Source organism: Amycolatopsis minnesotensis (assembly GCF_039529815.1).
GTDB classification, from domain to species: Bacteria; Actinomycetota; Actinomycetes; order Mycobacteriales; family Pseudonocardiaceae; genus Amycolatopsis; species Amycolatopsis minnesotensis.
This window is the reverse complement of sequence record NZ_BAAANN010000069.1, coordinates 1-22,404: the sequence shown is the minus strand read 5'-3', so window position 1 is coordinate 22,404 and position 22,404 is coordinate 1. Positions and strand designations below refer to the sequence as shown.

Below are 22,404 nucleotides of genomic sequence, written 5' to 3'. Positions count from 1 at the left end.
ACCGAGACGCTCCCCGCCGCGCGGGGCGCGTCGGCTCGCCGGTGGGTGGCTGGGTTTTGCATGACCGCGCCTTCGGCGCGGGCCTCGCGGCACTCGGGGGTAGGCGGGCGGGCTAGGGGGGCTCGTGGTGGCGGGCCGGTCCTTCAGGGCGTGGGAGCGAAGGTGGGTTACCTGGGTGCGCGCCCTGGTGGCGCCATTCTGACGACCGACAAGCAATATTGTCGGTGCCGGGTTGTACGGTCGTGCCAGATCTTCGGGTGAGGAGGGTGCGAGCGTGGTTTCGGTGTACACGGACCCGGGCGGGCGGGCGTTGCCGCGGCCGCGGCTGATCGCGCTCGCGGGGCGGTCCATCGGGGCGGTGCCGCCGCCGTTGCAGGTGCTCATCGGGATCTTCAGCGTGCAGGTCGGCGCCGCGCTCGCGAAGCAGCTCTTCGCGGTCGCCGGGGCGGCGGGGACGGTCGCGCTGCGCCTGTTCTTCGCCGGGGTCGTCCTGATGCTGCTGTGGCGGCCTTCGCTGCGCATCGGCAGGCGTGCGCTGCCGGTGGTGCTGGCCTACGGCGTCGTGCTCGGCGTGATGAACCTGTGCTTCTACCAGGCCATCGCGCGCATCCCGCTGGGGATCACGGTGACCATCGAGTTCCTCGGCCCGCTCGTCGTCGCGCTCGCCGGGTCGCGCAGGCTGCTCGACGCGCTGTGGGCGCTGCTCGCGGCGGGCGGGGTCGTGCTGCTCACCGAGACCCGTGGCGATCTCTCCTTCACCGGCCTGCTGTTCGCGCTCGCCGCGGGCACCTGCTGGGGCCTCTACATCCTGCTCACCGCGGCGCTCGGCAACCGCACCTCCGAGGGCAACGGGCTCGCGCTCGCGATGTCGGTGGCCGCGATCGCCGTGATGCCGACGGGCATCATCGAATCCGGTGCGGGCCTGCTGCACCCGTCGGTGCTGCTGATCGGGCTCGCGGTCGCGTTGCTGTCGTCGGTGGTGCCGTACTCGCTCGAACTCGAAGCGCTGCGCACGATCCCGCCGCGCGTGTTCGGCGTGCTGATGAGCCTGGAGCCCGCGGTGGCCGCGCTCGCCGGGCTCGTGGTGCTCGGCGAGACGTTGAAGACCCCGCAATGGATCGCGGTATGCCTGGTCGTCGCCGCCTCCACCGGCGCCACCCGCTCCACCAAAAACACCCCGGAGGTATGACCCCCCCAGCCCTACCTCGCCCACCCACACCCCAAACGCCACTCGCCTACCTACCCCCGAGTGCCACTCGCCCGCCCACATCCCGAGTGCCGCTCGCCCGCCCGCATCCCGAGTGCCGCTCGCCCGCCTACCCCCGAGTGCCGCGAGGCCCGCGCCGAAGGCGCGGTCATTGCCAACCCGGCCAGGCACCGGCGAGCCGACGCGCCCCGCGCGGCGGGGAGCGTTCAGGTCGCGTGCAGGGCCGCCAGGCCCTCTAAATTTGCGATGGCGGGGGCGCCAGACGCAACTCACCGGCGGGTCGAGCTGGGAGCAGCGCCCCCGGCAGCGCAAATTTTGACACGCGATAAAACTACAGCTCGTCGGTTTCCGGGCCGTAGCCTGGCATTTTGCCGGTGACCACGAAGACCATCCGGCGCGCCACCGAGACCGCGTGGTCGGCGAAGCGCTCGTAGAACCGGCCCAGCAGCGTCACGTCGACGGCCGTGGCGACGCCGTGCGGCCAGTCGCGGTCCATGATCACGCTGAACAGGTGGCGGTGGATGTCGTCGACCTGGTCGTCGTCGGACTCCAGGGTGCGCGCGGCGGCGACGTCCTTGGTCTTGATGACCTCTTCGGTCCGGCGCGCCAGTTTCACCGCGAAATCGCCCATTTCCGCGAAGTACGGGCGAACCGACTCCGGCAGCACCGGCTCGGGGTGGCGGCGGCGGGCGGCCTTCGCCACGTGCAGCGCGAGATCGCCCATCCGCTCGAGGCTTTCCGCCGCGTGGATGGCGGCGAGCACGGTCCGCAGGTCGGTGGCGACCGGTGCCTGCAGGGCGAGCAGCGCGTAGGCCTGCTCTTCGCAGTCGGCGCGGGCGTCGTCCACCTTGGCGTCGTCGCTGATCACCTGCTCCGCCAGCCCGAGGTCGACTTCGAGCAGCGCCTTCGTCGCCAGTTCCATGGCTTCGGCTACCTGGACCGACATCGCGGCCAGGTGCTCAGCAAGTTGTTCGAGTTCGACGTGATAAGCCTCGCGCATGCGGCCACCTTACGGGGCCGGGCACCCGAACACCGCATCGCAGGGTGAACCGCACATGAACCCGGACTAACGAATTCCCTGGCCGGGTCAGGATTCCGGCTTCGCCTGCCCCGGCGGGGCCTGACCAGGCGCGGCCTGCCCCGAGTCACCCTGTCCCGGTGCCGCCGACCCGGCTCCGGCCGGTTTGTCGGAGGGCAGCGGGCCGTTCGCGATCAGTGCCTCGAACAGCGCCTTGGCCTTCGACGGGACGAGGTCCTCGTTGCCGCGCGAGTTGGCCCCTTTGCCGACGGTGGGCACGGTCAGGAAGTTGACCTTCGCCGGGTCGAGGCCCTTCATCGACTGCGCGAGCGTCATGAGCTGGTCGATGCCGATGTTGTCGCCGAAGGTCGCGTTGGCGAACGAGGTGACGAACCCCGAAAGCTGCCCCGGGTCGAGGAGGACGTCGCGCGACATCGTCTTCTTCAGCAGCGACGAGATGAAGGACTGCTGCCGCTTGATCCGGCCGTAGTCCGAGGACGGGTCCCAGGTGACGTGCCGGGCGCGGACGTAGTTCAACGCCTGGTCGCCGGTCAGGGTCAGATCGCCCGCCTGCGGGAAGATGTTGCCGAGCGTGGTGTCCTTGATCGGCCGGTCGAGGTGTACCTCCACCCCGTGCACGGCGTCGACCATGCCCTTGAACCCGTTGAAGTCGATGCCGATGAAGTGGTTGATCTTCAGCCCGGACAACTGCTGGATCCACTTGGTCAGGCAGGTCGGCCCGCCGAGGCCGTAGACGGTGTTGAGCTTCACCTGCTTCGCCTGCGGCGTGGTCTGCTCGGCGTACTGGTTCGTCTCGCCGTTGAACCGCTTGCACTCCGGTCGCGTCACCTCGAGATCGCGCGGGAACGAGACGACGACGGCGCGCTGCCGGTCGGCCGGGATGTGCGCGAGCATCACGGTGTCCGAGCGCGCGCCGGGGATGCCGTTCGCGTCGCCGACACCTTCTTCGGCGTCCGCGCCGGCACGGCTGTCCGAGCCGACGATCAGGAAGTTCTCGTCGCCGGTCTGGCCCGCGCCGTTCTGGATGTCCTTGGAATCCTCGTCGAGCGCGGAAATCTGGTTGAACTGCGCGTTGAACCAGGTCTTGGTGCCCCAGGCGGCGCCGGTGGCGAGGAAGACCAGGCCCGCGACGACCGCGGCGGCGATCCGGCCGCCGAGGATCGACCGGTCGGAGCGGCGCTGCTTCTTCTCCTGCAGGCGCGTTTTCGGTGCCGTGGAAGCGTCTTCCTCCGCCGGGGCCGGGGCCGACGCCTCGGGCTGCGGCGGGCGCGCGGCGGGCGTGAAGCGGGTCCGCTCCTCGTCGGAGTTCATCACGACGCGCTGGAGCTTCGTCCTGGTCTGCTCCAGCAGCTGCGCCGGGCGTGCGGCCAACCGCTCGCGACGGCTCTTGCGCCGTTCTTCCTCGGCGGCGGCGTCGTCGTGCGCGGCGGAGAAGCGGGCGAGCGAGTCGTCGATCTTGCGGCGGTACATCGTCGCCTCGTCGACCGGCTCCATCTGGTCGGTCATGGTGAGGCGGTCGACCGGTGGCCGTTCGGCGGCGGGCCTGCGCGGCGGGCGGGACGGCTGCGGCTTGCGGGGCACCTGCCGGGTGGCCTCGGCGCCCGGCGCGGCCTCGGCGGGCGGCGGGCCCGGCGGCGCCGCGGGCGGCGGACCGGATGGCGGACCGGATGGCGGACCGGATGGCGGACCGGATGGCACGGAGGCGGAAGGCGGTGCCGGGGCGGGCCGGGGCGCGCGGCCGGATGGCTGCTGCCGGTCCGGCCGGGGCTGCCTGCCCGATGGCTGGGCGCCGCCGGGGGCGGGACGCGGCGCCGCCGGTCTGCGTGCCGCGGGCGGGGCGGTGCGCTGGGGGCGCGGTCTGCCCGCGTCCGGCGGCACGGCCTTGCGCTGCGTCGGCGGATCCTGCTGCGCGCGCCGGTCGGACGGCGTTCTGCGCTGGGGCGGCGCGTCGGCGGGCGGGCGCGGTGCCGGCTTGCGCTGCTTCGGCGGCACCGGTGCCGCACCGGAGCTCTGGGGCGGCTGGGCCGACCTCGGCGGCTGGGTGGGGCGCGGGGGCAGCGGGTGCTCACCGGAGTTCCGCGCGACGACCTCGGAAACGCTGATCCCGCCGTAGGTGTCCATGGACCGGCGGCGCTTCCCGCCCCCGGTCTGCCTGCCGAGGCCCTCGCGGTTCGCCGCGCGCCGCGGGATCGAGCGCGACGTGTGACCGCCCGGTCGGGGGCCGGAGCCGTCGGAGTGATCTTCTGGCACCGGTCTCCTTCCGCTGTCGCAGTACACGTCCCACGTGTCTTCAGGGGTTCATCGCCGGAAAGCCGCATCCGTTATCAAGCGCTTCTCCCGGCCGGGTTGAGCATCGTTATCGTACGGATACCCCCCGTTCCTGACGACACCCTCCCGTGACTTTTTTTACGCACAGTGCGACTTATTCGGCGCGTTGCCACGTTCCGATGATCACGAGCGTCCGTTGGATGGGGTATGTGCCGTTTTTCGCTACACTGAGTCATGGATGAGACGAATCTCACCCTGAACTCGATACGCGACGCGGTTGCGCCCGGCCCGCTTGGCGACGTATAGGAGCTCGTCGGCGTCCGAGAGGTCCCGCGCGATCCCGATGCTGACCGTCACGGACAGGCCGGTGGTGAGCCGGAACCACGGGTGCCGCGCGACGCGGGTCCGCGCCGCGTCGACCACCGCTTCGGCGCCGGGGCAGGGCAGGATCAGCGCGAACTCTTCGCCGCCGTAGCGCGCGCAGAACGCGTCGTGCGGGAGGTCGCGCTGCAGCAGCGCGACGACCTGTTGGAGCACGCGGTCACCGGTGAGGTGACCGAACGTGTCGTTGACGCGTTTGAACAGGTCGAGGTCGACCAGTGCGATGGCCACCTCGCCGGAGGTGGTGCGCAGCCGCTGGTCGAGGTAGCGGCGGTTGTAGGCGCCGGTGAGCGCGTCGCGGAGGTTCTCCTCGCGGGCGCTGTCCAGCGCGGCGCGCAGGTGTTCGTAGGCGCGGCGCCATTCTCCTTGCGAAGCGAACATGTCGGCGACCGACTCGTGCAGTCCGAGCAGGTCCGTCACCTTCCTCATGTCGTCCGATCAGGACGCTCGCTTGAGGTGTCGACCGAGCGGAAAGTGAATATCGCTCAAGTGGTCGACGCGACTCGCTCACTGGAACCCTCAGTAGTCGGTTTCGCGCCGAGGTGCGCCCGCTTCTTCCTCGCGCGCTTGGTGAGCGCGGTGAACGGCGTCACCACGGCGGGCAGGACGAGCAGCGCGCTCACGATGATCCACAGCCAGGCGAGGCCGCCATGCTGCCAGCGGTCCATCGCGTCGCCGAGCCAGCCGAAGAAGACGTCGCGCAGCCCCGGCACGTACGCGGCGAACAGCAGTGCCGCGCCTGCCAGCGCGCCGAGCAGGGACAGCAGCATCCTGGCGTTGCGCCGCAGGGTCAGGATGCCGGCGGCCAGGAAGACCGCGGCGCCCGCGGCGAGGGTGAGCCCGGTGAACTGCAGCACGTCGCTCGGGCGGTCCCCGAGCACCAGCCCGAGCACCACGGCGACGACGCCGGCGATCAGGTTCCACGGCGCGCGGAGGTTCGCCGCGCCCTGGGTGATCCACCACGCGGCCTTCCCGGCGCCCCTGGCGAACCCCGCGACGGGTTTGACCGCGGCGGGCATGTCGGCCGCGCCCGCCGCCGCGTTCATCCCGGCGGCGCCGGTCTTGATCAGCGTCCTGGTGAGCAGGGTCGAGCCGCGTTCGGTGCCGAAGGTCTCCTTCGACACTTCGCACCGGCGGAACGCGGCGGCCGTGCTCGCCGGGTCCGCCGGTGGCGAGGACCGCATCAGATCGCGGAAGTCCTGCGCGTGCACCCCGTTCGCCTTCGCCTCCATGGCGTCCGTCGCGGACCACTTGGCCACCACGGGCAGTTCCTCGGCGGCGATCTGGAGCTGACGGGAGCGCGCCAGCACCATCGCGGTGACCGGCATGCTCACCGGCATCGGCGGCGGCTCGGCCGGTGCCGCCGCCAGCGGTTTGAGATCCGGGCCGACGCCGAGGAAGGCGAGTTCGGCGGCGAGCTGCGCGTTCAGACCGTCCATTTCGGACTGCGGGAGGTCGTCGGCCGCACCGGGCGGTTGCCAGCCGATCTCGGTGAAGGTCTGTTCGAGCTTCGCCGCGAACCCGTCGCCGCTCAGTTCGCGGAGCAGCAGCAGCCGCTTCGGGTCCAGTACGCACTGGATGAGCCAGCCCGCGCCGTCGACGCGGCCCCACATCCAGTCGTTCGCCCGCCACGACGCCTTGTAGAACGCGCCGAACGCGTTGGCCTGCATCCCGGTGAGCTTGTCCTTCGCGTCGCGCCGCTTGAGGTCGAGCAGGCTCCTGGTGTCCGCGCTGACCTGCACCAGGTCCACCCGCTGGTCGACCGACGGCGGCTGGGCGAGCAGCCCGCCCGCCGCGATGTGCAGGTCGAGCAGCCTGGCGTTGACCGCCGCCGCTTCGCCGCCCGGCAGGCCGAGCCAGTCCAGCAGGGTGGTGATCGTGTCGGCACCCTCGTCGTAGGACTGCTTGAGATGCGGCGGCACCACGGTTTCCGACGCGGTCAGCAGGCGCAGAGCCGGCGCCAGTTCGGCCAGCACCGCGACGATTTCCGGCCACGGGTCCGTGTCCTCGGTGAGCACGCCGTCCGTGGCCCATTCCTCGGCGAGCCCGGTGATCCAGGTGACCAGGTCCTCGGTGAGCGCGGGCGAGGTCCTGGTCTTCAGCCACTCCGTCATCCGCTGCTTCCGCGCCGCTTTGAGCCGCGCGTCGTGCAGCTTCCCGCGAGCCGAGTTCAGCGCGGTGACCTGTGCTTCCGTTGGCAGCAACCGGAATCCGGCGTTGACGAGCTGCAGTCCGGTCGCCACCGCGTCGTCGACCGCGCTCGTGCGATACCCGGAGAGGTCGGCGAAACCGCATTCCGCGGGCGGCATCTGCACGGGAAGCCGGTGGCGCAGTCCTTCGGCCGCCGCGGCGCGCAGGTTCCCGGACACCCCGGAGGTCCACTGGCGCACCTGCGTCATCCCCGCGCGGCTGTCGAGGAGCCTGGTCGCCGCGCGCACGAGCGCTGCCGCGTCGGTCTGCACCCGCCTGGCGCGGTACGCGGCGAACAGCCGTTCGTCGACGAGCGGCCGCGACCGGTCGCGAAGACCGATGCCCGCCAGCGAAACCCGGGTCGCGCGCGCCCTGACCACGGCGTCGTTGTGCCGGGTCAGCTCGTCCAGCTCGGCGCTGATGGTCTGGCTCGTCAACGCCGTCAGCACGTGCCCGAGCGCGCCGGCGAGCAACGGCGGGTTCGCGGCGTCGACCGGTACCTTCTTCGCCTCGTCCTCCCCGCTCGGCACCACGTAGAGCAGCAGCCGCCGAACGTCCTCTTCGGACTTGCGCTCGAAGATCTCGCGCAGCGCCGGGCCGATCGGCTTGTTCAGCAGCACCCCGCCGTCGGTGAGCCAGTGCGATCTGGTCGCGTCGGTGAACGCCGCCATGTCCGGGTGCGCGTCGTCGGCGCCGGAACCGACCGGCATCCTCGCCAGCTCGAACGCGCCGGGGAACGAGGCGCTGCACCGCGCGGCCAGCGCGAGCGGGTCGAACACGTTGCCCTGCCACAGGTCCCGCTCGAACCGGAAGAGCAGGCGGTGCTCGGTGTCGCGCATCAGATTGCCCAGCGCGTCGTCGTACCTGGTCGTCTCGCCGTCGATCATGGTGCCGGTGAGCAGCACCGTGACGTCCGGGTTCACCGGGGTGTCCTGCCGGCCGACGATCCCGCGCAGCGCGGTGCGCAGCCCGCCGAGCAGCACGCGGTCGCCGTCGAGGACCGAACGGGGCTCCGGCTCCGACGGGTCGCGGACGAGGTTGTCGAGCGAGCCGGTTTCGAGCCAGATGTCGCGCAGCGAGGCCGGTGACGAGCGGTAGGCTTCGGACAACCCCAGGCAGGCGGCGTTGATCCCGCCCGCGCTCGTGCCGGTCAGCACGTCGAGGGACACCGTGGCGTTGAGGAATCTCAGCAGCTTTCCGTATGCGGTGGCGTCACCGCGGTCCCTGGAGGCGCGCAGCAGCGCGGAGGTCTCGGTGGCCACCCCGCCCATCCACACCGCGAGGCTGGCTCCGCCGACCATCGTCATCGCGATGCGGATCTCCTGCGGCCACAGGGTTCGTTCGGGCACGGCGCCTCCCAGATCACGGACGATCAGTCCAGCAGAGACGATCCACTTCCGGTGCGGCCGTTCGCACCCGCTGTTCGGGTGGACTTCGCCGCCCGAAGGGGCAGCCGGGTGGGGCGCGCCCCACCTGCCGTTGGCCGGGCGACCGGATGGGCGACAGTACCGCGAAGCGCCAGTATCCGGTGCATGACGAAACCCTTCCGTTCGTTCGTGGCCGTGCTCGCCGCGGCTGCCGTGCTTTCCGCGGTCACCGTGCCCGCTTCCGCCGCCCCCGCGCGGGGTGCGCTGCTCTCGGCCACGCCGGTCGAAACGCTGTCGCTCGACGCCACCCGCGCCCAGCTCGCCGCTTCGCCGTTCGGCGCGGACCACGTGCGCCACGGCGTCAACGCCTACCGCCTGGAATACCGGACGATCGACGGGCGCGGGCGCCCGACGACGGCGAGCGGGCTGGTCGCGCTCCCGGACGGCGGCCCCCACGTGCTGCCGACGGTCGCCTACCTGCACGGCACGCGGGTGGGGAAGCGCGCCGTGGCCAGCGTCGACGCGCACAACGCCGACCGCCCCGCCGCCTACACCTTCGCCGCGGCCGGGTACGCCACCGTCGCGCCGGACTACCTCGGGCTCGGCACCGGCCCCGGTTTCCACCCCTACCTGGACAGCGCGACCGAGACGTCGGCGTCGGTGGACATGCTGCGCGCGGCCCGTTCCTTCGCGCGGCGGCAGGCGAAGGCGCTCGACCCGAAGGTGCGGGTGACCGGGTTCTCGCAGGGCGGTCAGGCCGCGATGGTGCTCGGGCGGGCCCTGCGGTCCGGTGTGGACGGCCGGTTCGCACTCGGCGCGCTCGCACCGGTCAGCGGCCCGTACGACGTGCTCGGCGCGGAGCTGCCCGGCGTCTTCGACGGTTCGGTGTCACCCGGCGCCGCGGTGTTCTACCTGTCGTACTGGACCGTCGCGATGAACCGCGCGCACCACATCTATTCGAACCCGGCGGAGGTCTTCAAGGCACCGTACGCGTCGACGATCGAAAAGCTGTTCGACGGCTCGACGGATGATGACGTGATCGCGAAAACGTTGCCCGCCAAGCCTTCTGACTTGTTCACCGACGCCTACCTCTCGCGGTTGCGGCATCCGTCCGGCGGGCTGCTCGAAGCCGCGCACGCCAGCGACGGAGCGTGCGACTGGCGGCCGCCGGTGCCTGTTCCGCTCTACGCGGGCACCGCCGACACGGACGTGCCGGTCGCGAATTCGGTGCACTGCCAACGCGATCTCCGCGCCGAAGGCGCTCGCGCGCGGGTGCTGAACGTCGGTCACAAGGACCACTTCGGCACCGCCTTCACCGCGATACCCCGGATCGTCGACCAGTTCGACCGGGGACAGTGAGCGTGGCCGTCAACGCGAACGCCGCGAGGGCCACGCCCGCTGCCACGAGGAACGCGGGCCGGTAGCCGTACCGGTCCGCGACCAGTCCGCCGAGCGGGCCCGCGGCGAGGATGCCGAGGTCCCAGCAGGAGGTTATCGCGCCGACCGCGACCCCCGGCCGCAGCGCGCCGGTGCGGCCCAGCGTGACGGTGGCGGTGGACGGGAAGATCAGGCTGAGCCCGGCACCGGTGACCGCGGCGCCCGCCAGTGCCACCGCGCTCGTGGCCGCCGTCGCGAGCAGCACCAGCCCCGCCGCCTCCACCACGAGAACCGCCTGCGCGACCCGGACCCCGCCGAGCCGGTCCACCAGCGGGCTCCCGGCGGCCCGCACCACGAGGAACGCCACCGAAAACACCGCCAGGCCGAGGTTTTCGCCGCCGATCCCGTCCACGGTCAGGTGCAGCACCAGCAGCGCGGTGAGCGTGCCGTAGCCGTACGCGGCGAACCCGAGGCAGGTGCCAGTGGCCCCGACCCCGCGCGGCACCAGGTCGCGCCAGCTCGTGGGCCGGAGCCGCGTGCGTTCGCCGGTGGCGCGCGGGGTCGTCGCGACCAGCGCGGTGGACGCCAGCGGCAGCGCGAGCACGAGCCACCACACCGCGGTCGAGCCGCCCAGCTCGTGGAAGCCGACCGCGAGCAGCGGCCCGCACGCGAGCCCGCCCCACATCGACAGGCCGAACCAGCCGGTGACCCGCCCGCGAAGTCCGGCAGGCGCGCGCGAGAGCACCCACGGCAGTGCCGCGGAGAACAGCGCGCCCTCGCCCGCGCCCATCACCAGCCTGGCCACGAGCAGCACCACGACGTTCCCGGCGAGCAGGTGTCCCAGGGCGGCCACCGCGGTCAGCGCGCCACCCGTCATCACCACGAGCCGGGCGAGCCCCGCGTCACCGGCGCGCCCGGCGAAGGGCCTGGTGACCGCCGTCGCGGCGAAGGCGGCGCCGACGGTGAGGCCGGTGATCGCGGGCCCGGCGGCGAACGTGCCGGTCAGGTAGCCGGGGAGTTCCTGCAGCGTCGCACCGAGCGCGAGGTAGCCGCACAGCACCGCGGCCCAGAGCCGCCGCACGGGGGTGTCGGGTAAGGCGTCCACGCGACGGACAGTACAGATCGGTACTGTCCGCGTACAGTACCGAGTGGTACTGTTCTGGGCATGGCCGCCGGAGCACCGCCCAACCCGGTCGCGACGCGCGTGAAGATCCTCGAAACCGCGACCGAACTCTTCTACCGCAAGGGTGTGCACGCGGTCGGGGTCAACGAGATCGCGGCGCGCGCCAGCGCCTCGAAACTCAGCCTGTACAAGTACTTCCCCGGTAAGGACGAACTGGTCAGAACCATGCTCGCCGAGCACAGCGACCGGATCCACGCCTGGCTCGAACGCAGGACGGCGGACGCCCCGGGCGGTCCGGCGCGCGTGCTGTCCGTGTTCGATCTGCTCATCGAGTGGTTCGCGCAGCCCGGTTACCAGGGCTGCGCGGTGGTCAACACGGTCACCGACACGCGAGCCGAGCCCGCCGTCGCGGAGATCGCCCGCCGCCACCTCGTCCGGTACCGGGAGCTGCTCGAAGCGCGGCTCGCCGAACTGCCCGTCCCGGACGCGCCCGCGCTCGCGCGGCACCTGCTCCTGCTCATCGAAGGCGCCAGCGTGGTGACCGCGATCGACGGTGAGCCCGCGGCCGGTGCGGATGCCCGCGCGGCCGCCGAACTGCTCGTCAGCGCCGCCGTCGCAGCAGGTACACGTCCATGATCCAGCCCTTGCGCTCCCGTGCTTCCGCGCGCGCCGCCACGATCTGCCCGGAGACCTCGGCCAGCGGCCCCGCGACCAGCATCTCGTCCGGCGTGCCGAGGTAGGCGCCCCAGAAGATCTCCAGGTCCTCGCCCGTGAACCGCTGGAACGCGCAGTGCGCGTCGAGCAGCACGAGCACGTCGTCGACGCCTTCGGGAAACCCTTCCGCCAGGCGCCTTCCGGTGGTGATCTGGACCGCCGTGCCGATCCGGTTGAACGCCGTCCGGTGCTGGGCGGCGAGCACGGAAACACTGCTGACACCGGGAAGCACCTCGTAGTCGAAGGCCACCGCGTCACGCCGTTTCACCGCGTCGAGGATCGCGATCGTGCTGTCGTAGAGCGCCGGGTCTCCCCACACCAGGATCGCGCCGTGGCCGCCGTCGGCCAGTTCGTCGCGGAGGAACGCCTCGTAGAGGTCCGCGCGCCGCTCGTGCCACTCGTGGACCGTGGCCCGGTAGTCGGCGGGGTCGCGGTCACGTCCGGGATCCGTCGCGCGCACCACGCGGTATCCGCGCGCGGCATGGCGATCCAGGATGTCCTCGCGCAGCTTCGCCAGGTCCTGCTTCCCGGATCCCTTGTCCAGCAGGAAGAACGCGTCGATCTCGGCGAGGCGGCGCGCCGCCTGCAGGGTCAGGTGCTCAGGATCCCCGGCACCGATCCCGATGACGGAGAGACGTTTCTGGCCGGCCACAACCGGTCACGGTACGGCCAGGGTGCCGTCGCCGGTCTGTGCCGCGCCGACCGGGACCTTGGTGACCTGCTTGCCCGGCTTCGGTTCCTGGGGCGCTGACGGCACTGACCGCGCTGACGGCGCTGATGGCACTGACGGCGCCTTCGGCTCTTTCGGCGGCGTCGAGGGGCCGGTGTGCGGCGGATTCGGGTCCAGCACGGTGAACCAGGCTGTCCCGACACCGTAGTGCGGCGTGTTGGCGTAGCTGCAGTAGACCGTCACCAGGTACCTGCCCGGCTTCGCGTCCGGACCGTGCCGCTCACCTGCCCGCTGCTCCCGGTGAAGCCGAGGTCCACGCCGTCGGACTTCACCTGCGCGTAGCCGCACGGCGTCAGCGCGGCCACCACCTTGGTGCCGGGCACTCCCCTGGACGGGGTGAGCGTGACCTGCACCTTGTCCACCTGCTGCCCCGGCGGCGGTGTTGTCGGCGGTGTGCTGGTTTCGGCGGCCGCGGTGACCGGGCTCAGCGCCAGGAAACCGGCGGCGAGTACCGCGAGAGCTGTGTTCGCCCGCATTTGTCTACCCCCATGTCCGGTGGATCGTGTGCTGATCACGCCGGAAGGCCCCGCCAGGTTGCCCCGGCCCAGCCGTACTTCGCGCGTCCGCCGTCGTGCCGGGCCGGTGCTTGTCATTCGAGGCACCTGGTCACCACCGTCACCGTGCCGTCGAGCGACGACGTGAACGCGGGCGTCGAGGTCACCGACGCCTTGTGGCTGAATCGTTGGCCTTCGCTTCGCCCGTGGTCGCGGAATGCTCAGCCGCCGGAGTGCATGTCCTCGGTTTCGGGGACGCAGCCGTCGTCAGGGTCGTCGAGCCAGCCGTGCGGGAGGGTGACCTTGCCGGGTGAGCCCTGGCGCCCGCGGGGTCCTTCGGCGGCTTCGGGGAACGGGGCGTCGTGATCGAGCTGCCCGATGAGGTCGTCGAGTTCGGTGAGGCTGGAGACCATGGCGAAGCCGCGGCGCAGTTCGGAGCCGACGGGGAAGCCCATGAAGTACCAGGCCATGTGCTTGCGCAGGTCGCGCATGGCCTTGGCCGGGCCGTCGTGGTGCACGAGCAGCTCGGCGTGGCGGCGCAGGACGCGGGCGACCTCGCCGAGGTCGGGGCCCGCCGGGATTTCCCGTCCGGCGAAGGCGGCTTCGAGTTCGCCGAACAGCCAGGGGCGGCCGAGGCAGCCGCGGCCGACGACGACGCCGTCGCAACCGGTCTCGGCCATCATGCGCAGCGCGTCGCCGGAGGTGAAGATGTCGCCGTTGCCGAGCACCGGGATGCCGGTCACGGCCTCCTTCAGTGCGGCGATCTTCGACCAGTCCGCCTTGCCGGAGTAGCGCTGGGCGGCGGTGCGCGCGTGCAGCGAGACGGCGGCCGCGCCTTCGGCCTCGGCGATGCGGCCCGCGTCGAGGTAGGTGAGGTGGTCGTCGTCGATGCCGACGCGGAACTTGACCGTGAACGGCACCCCCGCCTCGGCGGCGGCGGCGGCCGATTCGCGCACGATGTCGGCGAACAGCTTGCGCTTGTAGGGCAGCGCGGCGCCGCCGCCCTTGCGGGTGACCTTGCTGACCGGGCAGCCGAAGTTGCTGTCGACGTGGTCGGCGAGGCCCTCGCCGGTGATGATCTTGACGGCCTCGCGCATGGTCTTCGGGTCGACACCGTAGAGCTGCATGGACCTGGGCTTTTCGTGTTCGCCGAAGGTCATCATGTGCATGGTGCCGGGATGCCGTTCGACGACGGCCCGCGCGGTGATCATCTCGCAGACGTAGATGCCCGCGCCGTACTCCTGGCAGAGCTGCCGGAAGGCGACGTTGGTGATGCCCGCCATCGGCGCGAGCACGACCGGCGGGTCGACCCGGTAGGGCCCGATCCGCAGGTCGGGCTTGGTCAAGGTGGCGGTCACGCCCCCATTGTCCGCCGTGATCGCGACCCTATCGACACGGGGTTGCCGACACTGCCGGGTGCACCCCGCCGAATGCTCTCGGTCATGCCCCGGTGGCCATCAGTTCGCGGGGCGCGGCGGGCACCGGCGCGTGCCAGCGCAGGGCCACCAGTACGAGCACGGCCAGGCCGCCCAGCATGGTGCTGCCGAGCGGGGCCGTGCCGATGTCCGGGACGAACAGGTGCCCTCCGGTCAAGTGCAGCTCCCACCCGTTGGGCACGGCGCTCCAGCCGAGGCTCCCGGCCGGGTTCGCGAGGTAGCTCACGAAGTGGCCGTCGGCGCGCTGATGACTGCGCGCGGCCATCGAAAACCCGGCGTACAGCAGCACGGGAACAGCCAGCGCCGCCGGCCATGTCGACCGCCGCCGGACCAGTGCGGCCACCCCGAGGCAGGCCAGGCCGACGCCCAGCAGCACCGTGATCCAGAGGTCCTCGCGCCAGGGGATGCCGACCAGCGGCTCCCGGCCGGACAGCACGCAGTACCCACCGGCCAGCCGCCCGGTCGTGCCGGGGTTGCCGAATCCGGCGGCGCACCCGGTCAGCACCCACACCAGCTGCTCCGCCCACTTGGTGAGCGCGTACAGCACGCAGAGCGACGCGATACCGCCGACGATCCACGGCACGGCGGGACGGTTTCGCACGGCAACACCACCACCTGGCCAAGTCGGGTCATTCACGACTTGCGACGCGTGACCGGAGCGCGGGTTGCCCGTGCACGCGATGCCCGGCGCGGGGAGGGTGTTTCCGACACCCGCCGATGTCCCGACGGCCATCGGCGGGTGCGGTTCGCGGCAGCGGGCAATCCTGGCCACGTCCCGAATTGGCCCTGTCAGCAGCGGTGTTCCTCGTGCAACACTGGACGGCGTCAGAGGTCGTCTGTCCCTGATTCGGTGGCCGAGAAACCGGGGGATCGGCTCGCCGTGGAGGTACAGGCGTTCCTTCTTCTGTGGGCGCCGGGTTTTCCCTGCGCCCTGCGAGGGAGAACGCGCATGCCCGGATTCGCCCAGATCCTTCTGGACGCCCCCGTCCCGATCGCCACGGTCGCGCTGCTGCTGCGCTTCGGGCCGTCGGCCGTCCTGCTCGTGGTCGCGGGAGCGGTCGCCGTGCTGGTGCCCGGCGAACGCGGTGAACGCGCGCTCGCGGTGCTGCGGCTCGTGCGAAGTCCCGGCCGGCGGCGATCCAGGGCCTGAAGCGCGGGGCCGTTCCGGGCGGAACGGCCCCGCGGGCTCAGAAGGCGGCCGTCACGCAGGCGAGGCGCGCACCCGCGGTACCGGCGTGGCCGGGATCGGTGTGCGTGTGCGATTCGTGGATCACCACGGATCCGGCGCGCCGTTCGCCGAACTGCCAGCCGACGCGGGAGCGCGCGAAGCCCGTGCCCGTGGCGTCCGCGGTGAAGTCGAGCCAGATTTCGTTGCGCGGGTTCGCGTAGGCCGGGTCCACCGACGGGGTCACCGGGTCCTGGGCGAACTGGTAGTGCGGACCCGCGGCGTCGCCGGTCGCGCCGCACGGCTTGGTGTGCACGTGGGCGCCGTAGTGGTGGCCGGGCACGAGGCCGCTGACGGCCAGCGCCGTGCTGGTGCCCAGCGTGCCGGAGGAGATCGAGAACACGTGCGCCGACGAACCAGGGGGGACGAGCGCGGGCTGGTAGGTGCTGGCGGTGGCGCCGGGCCGGTAGGCGCCGAAGGTCCCGTGCACGGAAACCGTGTGGATGGTCGACGCCGGGGTCGCGTCGGCAGGCGTGGCCGCGAACGCGGTCAGCGCGAGGGCGGACAGGGCGGCGGGGAGGAATCGCATGGTCCCTCTCTATCCGGTCGGCCGCCACCGGTGCCAAGCTCCGGCCGTTATTCCCAACCTATGGTGTGACGAAGTCCCGACGTTGATGACGGTCCGTGGTCGCCGCGGGTTCTAGGCTGAAGCCCGTGAACTCGTTACGGGAAGGGTCCCCTGACAGAACGTGGCTCGTCGCCGTGGCCGCCGCGCTGTGGGGCACCGACGGACTGCTGCGCCTCCCGCTCGCCGAAGCACTGCCGTCGGGCACCGTGGTGTTCTGGGAGCACCTGCTGGTCGTGCTGGTGATGAGCCCGTTCCTGCCCGCCGCGATCCGCGCGCTGCGCAGGGCCACCGCGCGCGAATGGCTCGCCGTGGTGGTGATCGGGGGAGGCTCCTCCGCGCTCGCCACCGCGTTGTTCACCGCCGCGTTCAAGACCGGCGACCCGGTGACCCCGCTGGTGCTGCAGAAGCTCCAGCCGGTGTTCGCGGTGGTGGCCGCGTTCTTCGTGCTCGGCGAGCGGATCAGGATCGGCTACGCGGTGTTCGCGGTGCCCGCGTTGATCGGCGCCTGGCTGCTCGCGTTCGCGGACCCGCTGCACATCAAGGTCGCGGCGGCGCGCACCGCGTTGCTCGCGATCGGCGCGGCGGTGCTGTGGGCCGCGGGCACCGTGCTCGGCAGGCTCGTTTCGACGAAGCTCGCGCCGCGCGACGTGACGGTGCTCCGGTTCGCGGCCGGCCTGCCGGTGGCCGCGATCATCGTGGCCGTGCAGGGCGCTTCGTTCGCGGTGGGCTGGCACAACGCGCTCGGCCTGGTGCTGCTGGCGTTCGTTCCGGGGTTGCTCGCGCTCAGCCTCTACTACGTCGGGCTCCGGTCCACCCCTGCCTCGCGCGCCACCCTCGCCGAGCTGGCTTTCCCGGCCACCGCCGCCGTCATCGGGGTATCCTTTTTGGACGCCGAACTCAGCGCGACGCAGTGGCTCGGGCTGGCGGTGGTGGTCGTGTCGGTGACCGCGCTCGGCTGGCACGAAAAGGCGCGCAAGCGGCCGATGGTGCTGGAGCCTGCCTTGTGACCGAAGCGAACGGTCCCGGCGAGACCGCGAACCAGCGGCTGACCCGCACGTGCCGGAGCTGCTCACCGCACCGGCCCCGCACTGTCCACAAGGGAGTCACGCGGTGATTTCGACCGGCATCCCCGCCGGGCATTCGCGGCGCAGCAGGTCGTCCTCGGACTCCCTGCGGACGAGCACGGTCGCGGTCCCGGCGCGGACGCCGACCACCGGCGGCCTGCCGACCAGGTTGTAGTTCGAGCCGAGCGAATGGTGGTAGGCCCCGGTGCACGGCACCGCGATCAGGTCGCCCGCGTGCACGTCCGAGGGCAGCGGGACGTTCTCGGCCAGCACGTCACCGGACTCGCAGTGCCTGCCGACCACGGACATCGGCACGTGCGAAGCCTTGGTGTGACCGCGAACGAGCCGCGCGTGGTAACGCGCGCCGTACAGCGCGGGCCGCGGGTTGTCGCTCATCCCGCCGTCGACGGCGACGAAGGTGCGGCTGCCGCGTTTGACCGAGCATACCCGGTACACGGTCATCCCCGCGCTCGCGACGATCGCCCTGCCCGGCTCGATCGTCAAGCGCGGCAAGGGAAGCCCGTGCCGGGTGCACTCGAAGGCGAGCGCGATCCTGATCCGGCGCGCGTAGCCGCCGAGGTCGAATTCCGGGTCCCCCTCGCGGTAGGCGACCGCGTGGCCACCGCCGAGGTCGAGCTGGCGCAGCGTCACGCCGAAGGTTTCGCGGACGTGCGCGAGTGTCGCGGCCATCTTGCGGGCCGCCAGCTCGAACCTGTCCACACGCGACACCTGCGACCCGATGTGGCAGTGCAGCCCGGTGAGGCGGAGGCTCGGCTGGGCGAGCACCGCGGCGACCGCGCGGTCGAGGTTCTCCGGTACCGAGCGGTCGAGCGAGAACCCGAACTTCTGGCCCTCCGTGCCGGTGCTGATCGCCGCGTGCGTGTCCGCCGCGACGTCCGGAGTCACGCGGATCATGACCTGCTGGCCCGCCCGTGCGAGCGGCCCGAGCTGGGCGATCTCGTCGAGCGAGTCGACCACGATCCGGCCGACCCCGTACTCGATCGCGGCCTTGAAGTCCTCCGGCGTCTTCGCGTTGCCGTGCAGGAGGATGCGTTCCGCGGGGAAGCCGACGGAACGGGCCATCGCGATCTCGCCCGCCGAGCAGGTGTCGAGCGACAGCCCCTCTTCGGCGATCCAGCGCAGCACGCCCGCGGTGCAGAGCGCCTTGCCGGCGAACGCGACTTCGGCGTCCGGCAGCGCTTCCCGGTACGCACGCGCACGGGAGCGCACGGCGTCCTCGTCGATGAAGTGGGCCGGGGTGCCGAACCGGGCGGCGAGCCTGCCGACCGGCGCCCCGGCGAACACCAGTTCCGGTTCCGCGCAGGCGAGACTGGGCAAAATGTCCGCGAGCGTCACGATTTCCTCCACGTTTCGGCGGTGTGTCCTGCCGTGTTTCCCGGCACTGCCAGCACAACGCCGCCGCGCGGTTCGCGGGCACCGCGCCTACGTGGTCATGACGCGGCGGAGCACCGCGTTGACGCGCTGTTGAGGTCCCGGTGGCCGCCGCCACACCTCACCGGCTCCCGTCCCGGCGGGGCCGCTCGCCGTGCGAGGAGGGGGCCGGATCATCGCGGCTGGTGGCGGCCCCGCTCCTGGCGTAGGGTCGTGACCTGCGACTTTCTGTGCGATGGTGGGCACCGGCGGAAGGCGGAAGTGTCATGCGGTCGATGTGGAAGGGGTCGGTGTCCTTCGGGTTGGTCACCATCCCGGTGAACCTGTACACGGCGACGGAGAACAAGAGCGTCAGCCTGCGGCAGGTGCACGAGGCCGACGGCGCGCGCATCCAGTACAAGCGGTACTGCTCGGCGGAGGGCAAGGAAGTGCCCTACGCGGAGATCGCGAAGGGCTACGAGCTGCCCGACGGGGGCATGGTCGTGCTCACCGACGCCGATTTCGCGGAGCTGCCGCTGCCCACGTCCCGTGCGATCGACGTGCTCGAGTTCGTCCCGCTCGAAGCCATCGACCCGATCTACTACGACAGCACGTACTACATCGAGCCGCAGAAGGCCGCCGCGAAACCGTACGTGCTGCTCCGCGACGCCCTGCACAAGTCGGGGCAGGTCGCGATCGCGAAGGTCGCGCTCCGCCAGCGCGAATCGCTCGCGATCCTCCGCGTGCACTCGGACCTGCTGGTGATGACCACGATGCTGTGGCCGGACGAGGTCCGCACCCCCGAGTTCGGCTTCCTCGACGAGGACGTCCCGCAGATCCGCCCGCAGGAGCTGACCATGGCGGGTTCACTGATCGACTCGATGTCGGAACCGGTCTTCGAACACGGCAAGTACCAGGACAGCTACCGCGAGGCCCTCGAAGCCCTGATCGGGGCCAAGGCCAGCGGCAACGAAACCACGGCACCGCCGGAGGCACCCGGCAAGGCCGAGGTCGTCGACCTGATGAGCGCGCTCCAGGCGAGCGTCAGCGCCGCCAAGGAGACCCGCAAGCCCGCGAAGCGCAAGGCGCCCGCGAAGGCCAAGACCGGCGAGGACGCGGCGAAGACGGACGCGGCCGTGAAGAAGCGCCGCAGCAAGACCGCCTGACACAGCGCGTGCACTGACGATCACCCGGGGTCCAGGACACGACACGCCGACGACGTGTCAGACTCTGTCGTCCCCCGGTGGTACCAAGAGTGGGGAAAGCACTACACCGAGTCGGGAAAGGACACGGTATGGACTGCTTGACCTGCGGCAACGGCCTCGACCACTGCCACGGAACGCTCGTCGTGCACGTCGGCGGCGCGCTGGACTGCACCGACGCGAACTGCGCCGATCTCGACCGTGTCCGCCACACCCTGATCGTGGACTGCGAGTTCCTCGGCGCCTGCGACTGCCACGTCCCCGATCGCGCCGAGCCGCTCCGCCGCGCCTCCTGAAACGGGTTGACCTGGAGCGCGCTCCAGCCCATACGGCCGACCGCATGACCGCCGCCTCGATCGAGTTGCCCGCGGCGGACCTCGCCGCCATCGACGCCATCGACGCCGCCGCGGACACCGTCGCGGGAACCCGTTACGACGCCAAGAACAGGGAGTTCGTCAACGGCTGAGCCGCGTTACCGGCGCGAACCGCGGCGCCATCCGGGCCGCAGCAGGCGCACGTGTCGTCTGTCCACACGCGACCGGTCAACGCGTTCCGGGGCGCGGCGGCGCTACCGGTTCGTGGTGTGGGGTTCCGATCGCCTGGCTGATCGCGCTTTCGTTCTCCGGGTCGAGCGCGGACGCGTGGTGACCGACCTGCGATGACAGCCCGAGCAGCACGAGGCGCAGCAGCGTCCCGCCGCTCCGGCGGCGATCCAGGCCCACACCTCGGTGGCTCTTCCGTACGCGTCATCGGTTCCGCCGCGGTCATGGGTCCCCTCGCCGGAGGGTTGCCAGTTAAGGTAGGCAAACCTAATCTTGGGTGCTCAAGTCGACTTGATGTCAAAGGAAGCCATGAACGACTCGGTGGGGATCGGGGAAGCCGCCGCCCTTTTCGGGCTGTCGCCGTCCACTCTGCGGTGGTGGGAAAGCCAGGGCGTCCTCGCGCCGCCGGAGCGCGACGGCGGGAAGCGGGTGTACCGCGAGCTGGACCTCCGCCGGATCGGCCTCGCCTACCTCTGCTGCGTGACCGGGGGCATGCCGCTCGAAGCCGCCGCGGTGGTCGCCTCCGGCAATGCGGGCCTGCGGGCGTGGCGACGCACGGTCCGCGGCCAGGTCGTGCGCATCGAGCAGCAGCTCGCGGAGCTGCGCGCCGCCCATGGGTACCTGAACCACCTGCTGCGGTGCACCACCGACGACATGGCGCGGTGCTCGTACCTCGACGCCGACCTCGTCCTGAACACCCCGCGCGGCCAGGCGTACCCGAGCAGCCTCGTGGCGGCCGCGCGAGCGGGCCGGAGTGACGTAAAACGGACCGATCGTGCCGAAAACCTGTGCGCGAGCTGCGGCAGGCCCGTGCTCCAGTCCACTCGGGGGCGACCTCGCAAGTACTGCTCGCACGCCTGCCAGCAACGCGCCTACCGCGCGCGCCGGGCTCGTCCGTCCACAACGGAAAACTCGTTGCGCGCGCCCGACGGCGCGCCGGATGATCCCGGTATGACCACGACTCCCGCCCCGCCGCGATCCCGTGCCGACGTGACCGGGCGCGGACGGCAGCAGGACCGTCCGGAAAGGACGGTGCGGCCGGGCGCATGACCGCCGCCGTGGTGGCGGGCCTGCTCGCGGGGTACGGCATCGCGATCCCGGTCGGCGCGGTCTCGGCGTACCTGGTCTCCCTGACCGCGCGCACCGGGCTCAGGGCCGGGATCGGCGCGGCACTCGGGGTGGCGAGCGCCGACGGCCTGTACGCGCTGGTCGCGATGATCGGCGGGACGGCGGCCGCGCGGTTGCTCGCGCCGGTGCTGCTCCCGTTGCGCTGGGCCTCCGCGCTCGTGCTCGTCGTACTGGCGCTGCGCACCGGGATCGCCGCGGTGCGCCGGTACCGAACGGGTTCGCGTGACGAAATCGAGGTGACGGCCATCGGTCCGGTGCGGGCGTACTTCGGGCTGCTGGGGATGACCGCGCTGAACCCGCTCACCGTCGTCTACTTCACCGCGCTCGTGCTGGGCGGCTCGGCCGCGATGACCGGGAACCCCGGGGAGCAGGCGGTTTTCGTGCTCGCCGCGTTCGTCGCGTCGGCGAGCTGGCAGGTGCTGCTCGCCTGCGGCGGCGCGCTGCTCGGCAAGGTGCTCACGGGAAGCCGCGGCCGCCTCGTCACCGCGACCGCTTCGAGCGCACTGGTCATCGCACTCGCGATCCGCCTGGTGACCTGAGCGGGTGCGGTGCGCGCCGTGCCCCGAACGGATGCTCCGGTAGAGGTCGGCGAGGTCCGCCGTGCATGCCCCGAAGGGGCCCTTGGGGGAATCTGGCGCCGCGAAGGCGACTTTCGGGGCATGCGCGTCGCCGTGCCGCGTCGCCGTGCCGCGCGCCGTGAGGGGCGAGATTGGGGCGTCAGATTCCCTGAAGGTGCCCTTCGGGGAATGGGCTGGGATTCGCAGCTCGTGCCCTCTTTCTCGTGTCCGCACTGGTGTCCCGAAAGGGGCTTTCCTGGGCGTGAATGCCGCGGATGGGGTTTTGTGGGCCTGCTCTGTTCCGCCGCGCATGCCCCGAAGGGGGCTTGGGTTCATGGGGTCGTTGCAACACCGGTTGTGATCGGAGGTTGTGATGGTGGTTCGGGCGCGGTTGCCGCGTGGTGTGCAGGTGAGGTTTTGG

Annotated in this window: 22 protein-coding genes; 10 read left to right on the top strand and 12 right to left on the bottom strand. The window is 71.5% G+C overall.

The window, feature by feature from the left end; genetic code table 11:
• The first annotated feature begins 274 nt into the window (after nt 1–274).
• Nucleotides 275–1,189 (top strand): EamA family transporter, encoded by a 915-nt coding sequence (locus tag ABD256_RS42490; protein WP_425546617.1) that lies wholly within the window; start codon nt 275–277, stop codon nt 1,187–1,189.
• A gap of 349 nt (nt 1,190–1,538) precedes the next feature.
• Here ABD256_RS42490 and phoU read toward each other — a convergent pair whose 3' ends face one another.
• From phoU to ABD256_RS42470, 4 genes are all read right to left on the bottom strand, one after another.
• Nucleotides 1,539–2,207: a phosphate signaling complex protein PhoU gene (phoU, locus tag ABD256_RS42485; RefSeq protein WP_344431812.1), complete on the bottom strand. Its 669-nt coding sequence runs from the start codon at nt 2,205–2,207 to the stop codon at nt 1,539–1,541.
• A gap of 87 nt (nt 2,208–2,294) precedes the next feature.
• On the bottom strand, nt 2,295–4,496 hold the full coding sequence (locus ABD256_RS42480) for an LCP family protein (protein ID WP_344431810.1): 2,202 nt from the start codon (nt 4,494–4,496) through the stop codon (nt 2,295–2,297).
• Nucleotides 4,497–4,736: 240 nt separating this feature from the next.
• Nucleotides 4,737–5,324 (bottom strand): GGDEF domain-containing protein, encoded by a 588-nt coding sequence (locus ABD256_RS42475; protein WP_344431808.1) that lies wholly within the window; start codon nt 5,322–5,324, stop codon nt 4,737–4,739.
• Nucleotides 5,325–5,380: 56 nt separating this feature from the next.
• On the bottom strand, nt 5,381–8,434 hold the full coding sequence (locus tag ABD256_RS42470) for a patatin-like protein (protein WP_344431806.1): 3,054 nt from the start codon (nt 8,432–8,434) through the stop codon (nt 5,381–5,383).
• 183 nt (nt 8,435–8,617) lie between these two features.
• On the opposite strand from ABD256_RS42470, the gene ABD256_RS42465 reads away from it, so the two are divergent.
• Nucleotides 8,618–9,811 carry an alpha/beta hydrolase family protein gene (locus ABD256_RS42465; RefSeq protein ID WP_344431804.1) on the top strand — a complete coding sequence of 398 codons (1,194 nt, stop codon included), beginning with the start codon at nt 8,618–8,620 and terminating at the stop codon, nt 9,809–9,811.
• Here the strand turns inward: ABD256_RS42465 and ABD256_RS42460 are convergent.
• Nucleotides 9,765–10,934, bottom strand: a complete 1,170-nt coding sequence (locus ABD256_RS42460; protein WP_344431803.1) for an MFS transporter — start codon at nt 10,932–10,934, stop codon at nt 9,765–9,767. The two genes, ABD256_RS42465 and ABD256_RS42460, sit on opposite strands and share 47 nt — an antisense overlap.
• Nucleotides 10,935–10,994: 60 nt before the next feature.
• On the opposite strand from ABD256_RS42460, the gene ABD256_RS42455 reads away from it, so the two are divergent.
• On the top strand, nt 10,995–11,588 hold the full coding sequence (locus tag ABD256_RS42455; RefSeq protein ID WP_344431801.1) for a TetR/AcrR family transcriptional regulator: 594 nt from the start codon (nt 10,995–10,997) through the stop codon (nt 11,586–11,588).
• Here ABD256_RS42455 and cobF read toward each other — a convergent pair.
• The 5 genes from cobF to ABD256_RS42430 form a co-directional block, all read right to left on the bottom strand.
• Nucleotides 11,554–12,318 (bottom strand): precorrin-6A synthase (deacetylating), encoded by a 765-nt coding sequence (gene cobF / locus ABD256_RS42450; RefSeq protein WP_344431800.1) that lies wholly within the window; start codon nt 12,316–12,318, stop codon nt 11,554–11,556. The two genes, ABD256_RS42455 and cobF, sit on opposite strands and share 35 nt — an antisense overlap.
• 6 nt (nt 12,319–12,324) lie before the next feature.
• On the bottom strand, nt 12,325–12,579 hold the full coding sequence (locus tag ABD256_RS42445; protein WP_344431798.1) for a hypothetical protein: 255 nt from the start codon (nt 12,577–12,579) through the stop codon (nt 12,325–12,327).
• On the bottom strand, nt 12,576–12,872 hold the full coding sequence (locus ABD256_RS42440) for a hypothetical protein (RefSeq protein ID WP_344431796.1): 297 nt from the start codon (nt 12,870–12,872) through the stop codon (nt 12,576–12,578). The genes ABD256_RS42445 and ABD256_RS42440 overlap by 4 nt, the downstream gene beginning before the upstream one ends.
• 239 nt (nt 12,873–13,111) lie before the next feature.
• Entirely contained in the window at nt 13,112–14,248 is a 1,137-nt protein-coding gene (dusB, locus tag ABD256_RS42435) for a tRNA dihydrouridine synthase DusB (protein ID WP_344431794.1), read from the bottom strand.
• A gap of 82 nt (nt 14,249–14,330) precedes the next feature.
• Nucleotides 14,331–14,927, bottom strand: a complete 597-nt coding sequence (locus ABD256_RS42430; protein ID WP_344431792.1) for a hypothetical protein — start codon at nt 14,925–14,927, stop codon at nt 14,331–14,333.
• A gap of 348 nt (nt 14,928–15,275) precedes the next feature.
• Between ABD256_RS42430 and ABD256_RS42425 the strand changes: the two genes are divergently transcribed.
• On the top strand, nt 15,276–15,476 hold the full coding sequence (locus ABD256_RS42425) for a hypothetical protein (RefSeq protein WP_344431790.1): 201 nt from the start codon (nt 15,276–15,278) through the stop codon (nt 15,474–15,476).
• Nucleotides 15,477–15,513: 37 nt separating this feature from the next.
• Here ABD256_RS42425 and ABD256_RS42420 read toward each other — a convergent pair whose 3' ends face one another.
• Entirely contained in the window at nt 15,514–16,080 is a 567-nt protein-coding gene (locus tag ABD256_RS42420; protein ID WP_344431789.1) for a superoxide dismutase, read from the bottom strand.
• A 125-nt stretch (nt 16,081–16,205) separates the two neighbouring features.
• Here ABD256_RS42420 and ABD256_RS42415 point away from each other — a divergent pair, with 125 nt between their 5' ends.
• A complete protein-coding gene (locus ABD256_RS42415) occupies nt 16,206–17,126 on the top strand; it encodes a DMT family transporter (protein ID WP_344431787.1) in 921 nt (306 codons plus the stop codon).
• 96 nt (nt 17,127–17,222) lie between these two features.
• Here the strand turns inward: ABD256_RS42415 and lysA are convergent, their stop codons facing one another.
• Nucleotides 17,223–18,539, bottom strand: a complete 1,317-nt coding sequence (lysA, locus tag ABD256_RS42410) for a diaminopimelate decarboxylase (protein ID WP_344431785.1) — start codon at nt 18,537–18,539, stop codon at nt 17,223–17,225.
• Nucleotides 18,540–18,841: 302 nt separating this feature from the next.
• Here lysA and ku point away from each other — a divergent pair, with 302 nt between their 5' ends.
• From ku to ABD256_RS42385, 5 genes are all read left to right on the top strand, one after another.
• On the top strand, nt 18,842–19,720 hold the full coding sequence (gene ku, locus ABD256_RS42405; RefSeq protein ID WP_344431783.1) for a non-homologous end joining protein Ku: 879 nt from the start codon (nt 18,842–18,844) through the stop codon (nt 19,718–19,720).
• Between the two features lie 128 nt (nt 19,721–19,848).
• Nucleotides 19,849–20,052: a hypothetical protein gene (locus ABD256_RS42400; protein WP_344431781.1), complete on the top strand. Its 204-nt coding sequence runs from the start codon at nt 19,849–19,851 to the stop codon at nt 20,050–20,052.
• 44 nt (nt 20,053–20,096) lie between these two features.
• Nucleotides 20,097–20,222: a hypothetical protein gene (locus ABD256_RS42395; RefSeq protein ID WP_344431779.1), complete on the top strand. Its 126-nt coding sequence runs from the start codon at nt 20,097–20,099 to the stop codon at nt 20,220–20,222.
• Between the two features lie 385 nt (nt 20,223–20,607).
• On the top strand, nt 20,608–21,348 hold the full coding sequence (locus tag ABD256_RS42390) for a helix-turn-helix domain-containing protein (protein ID WP_344431777.1): 741 nt from the start codon (nt 20,608–20,610) through the stop codon (nt 21,346–21,348).
• Entirely contained in the window at nt 21,345–21,965 is a 621-nt protein-coding gene (locus ABD256_RS42385) for a LysE/ArgO family amino acid transporter (protein WP_344431775.1), read from the top strand. The genes ABD256_RS42390 and ABD256_RS42385 overlap by 4 nt, the downstream gene beginning before the upstream one ends.
• The last annotated feature ends 439 nt before the right edge of the window (nt 21,966–22,404 follow it).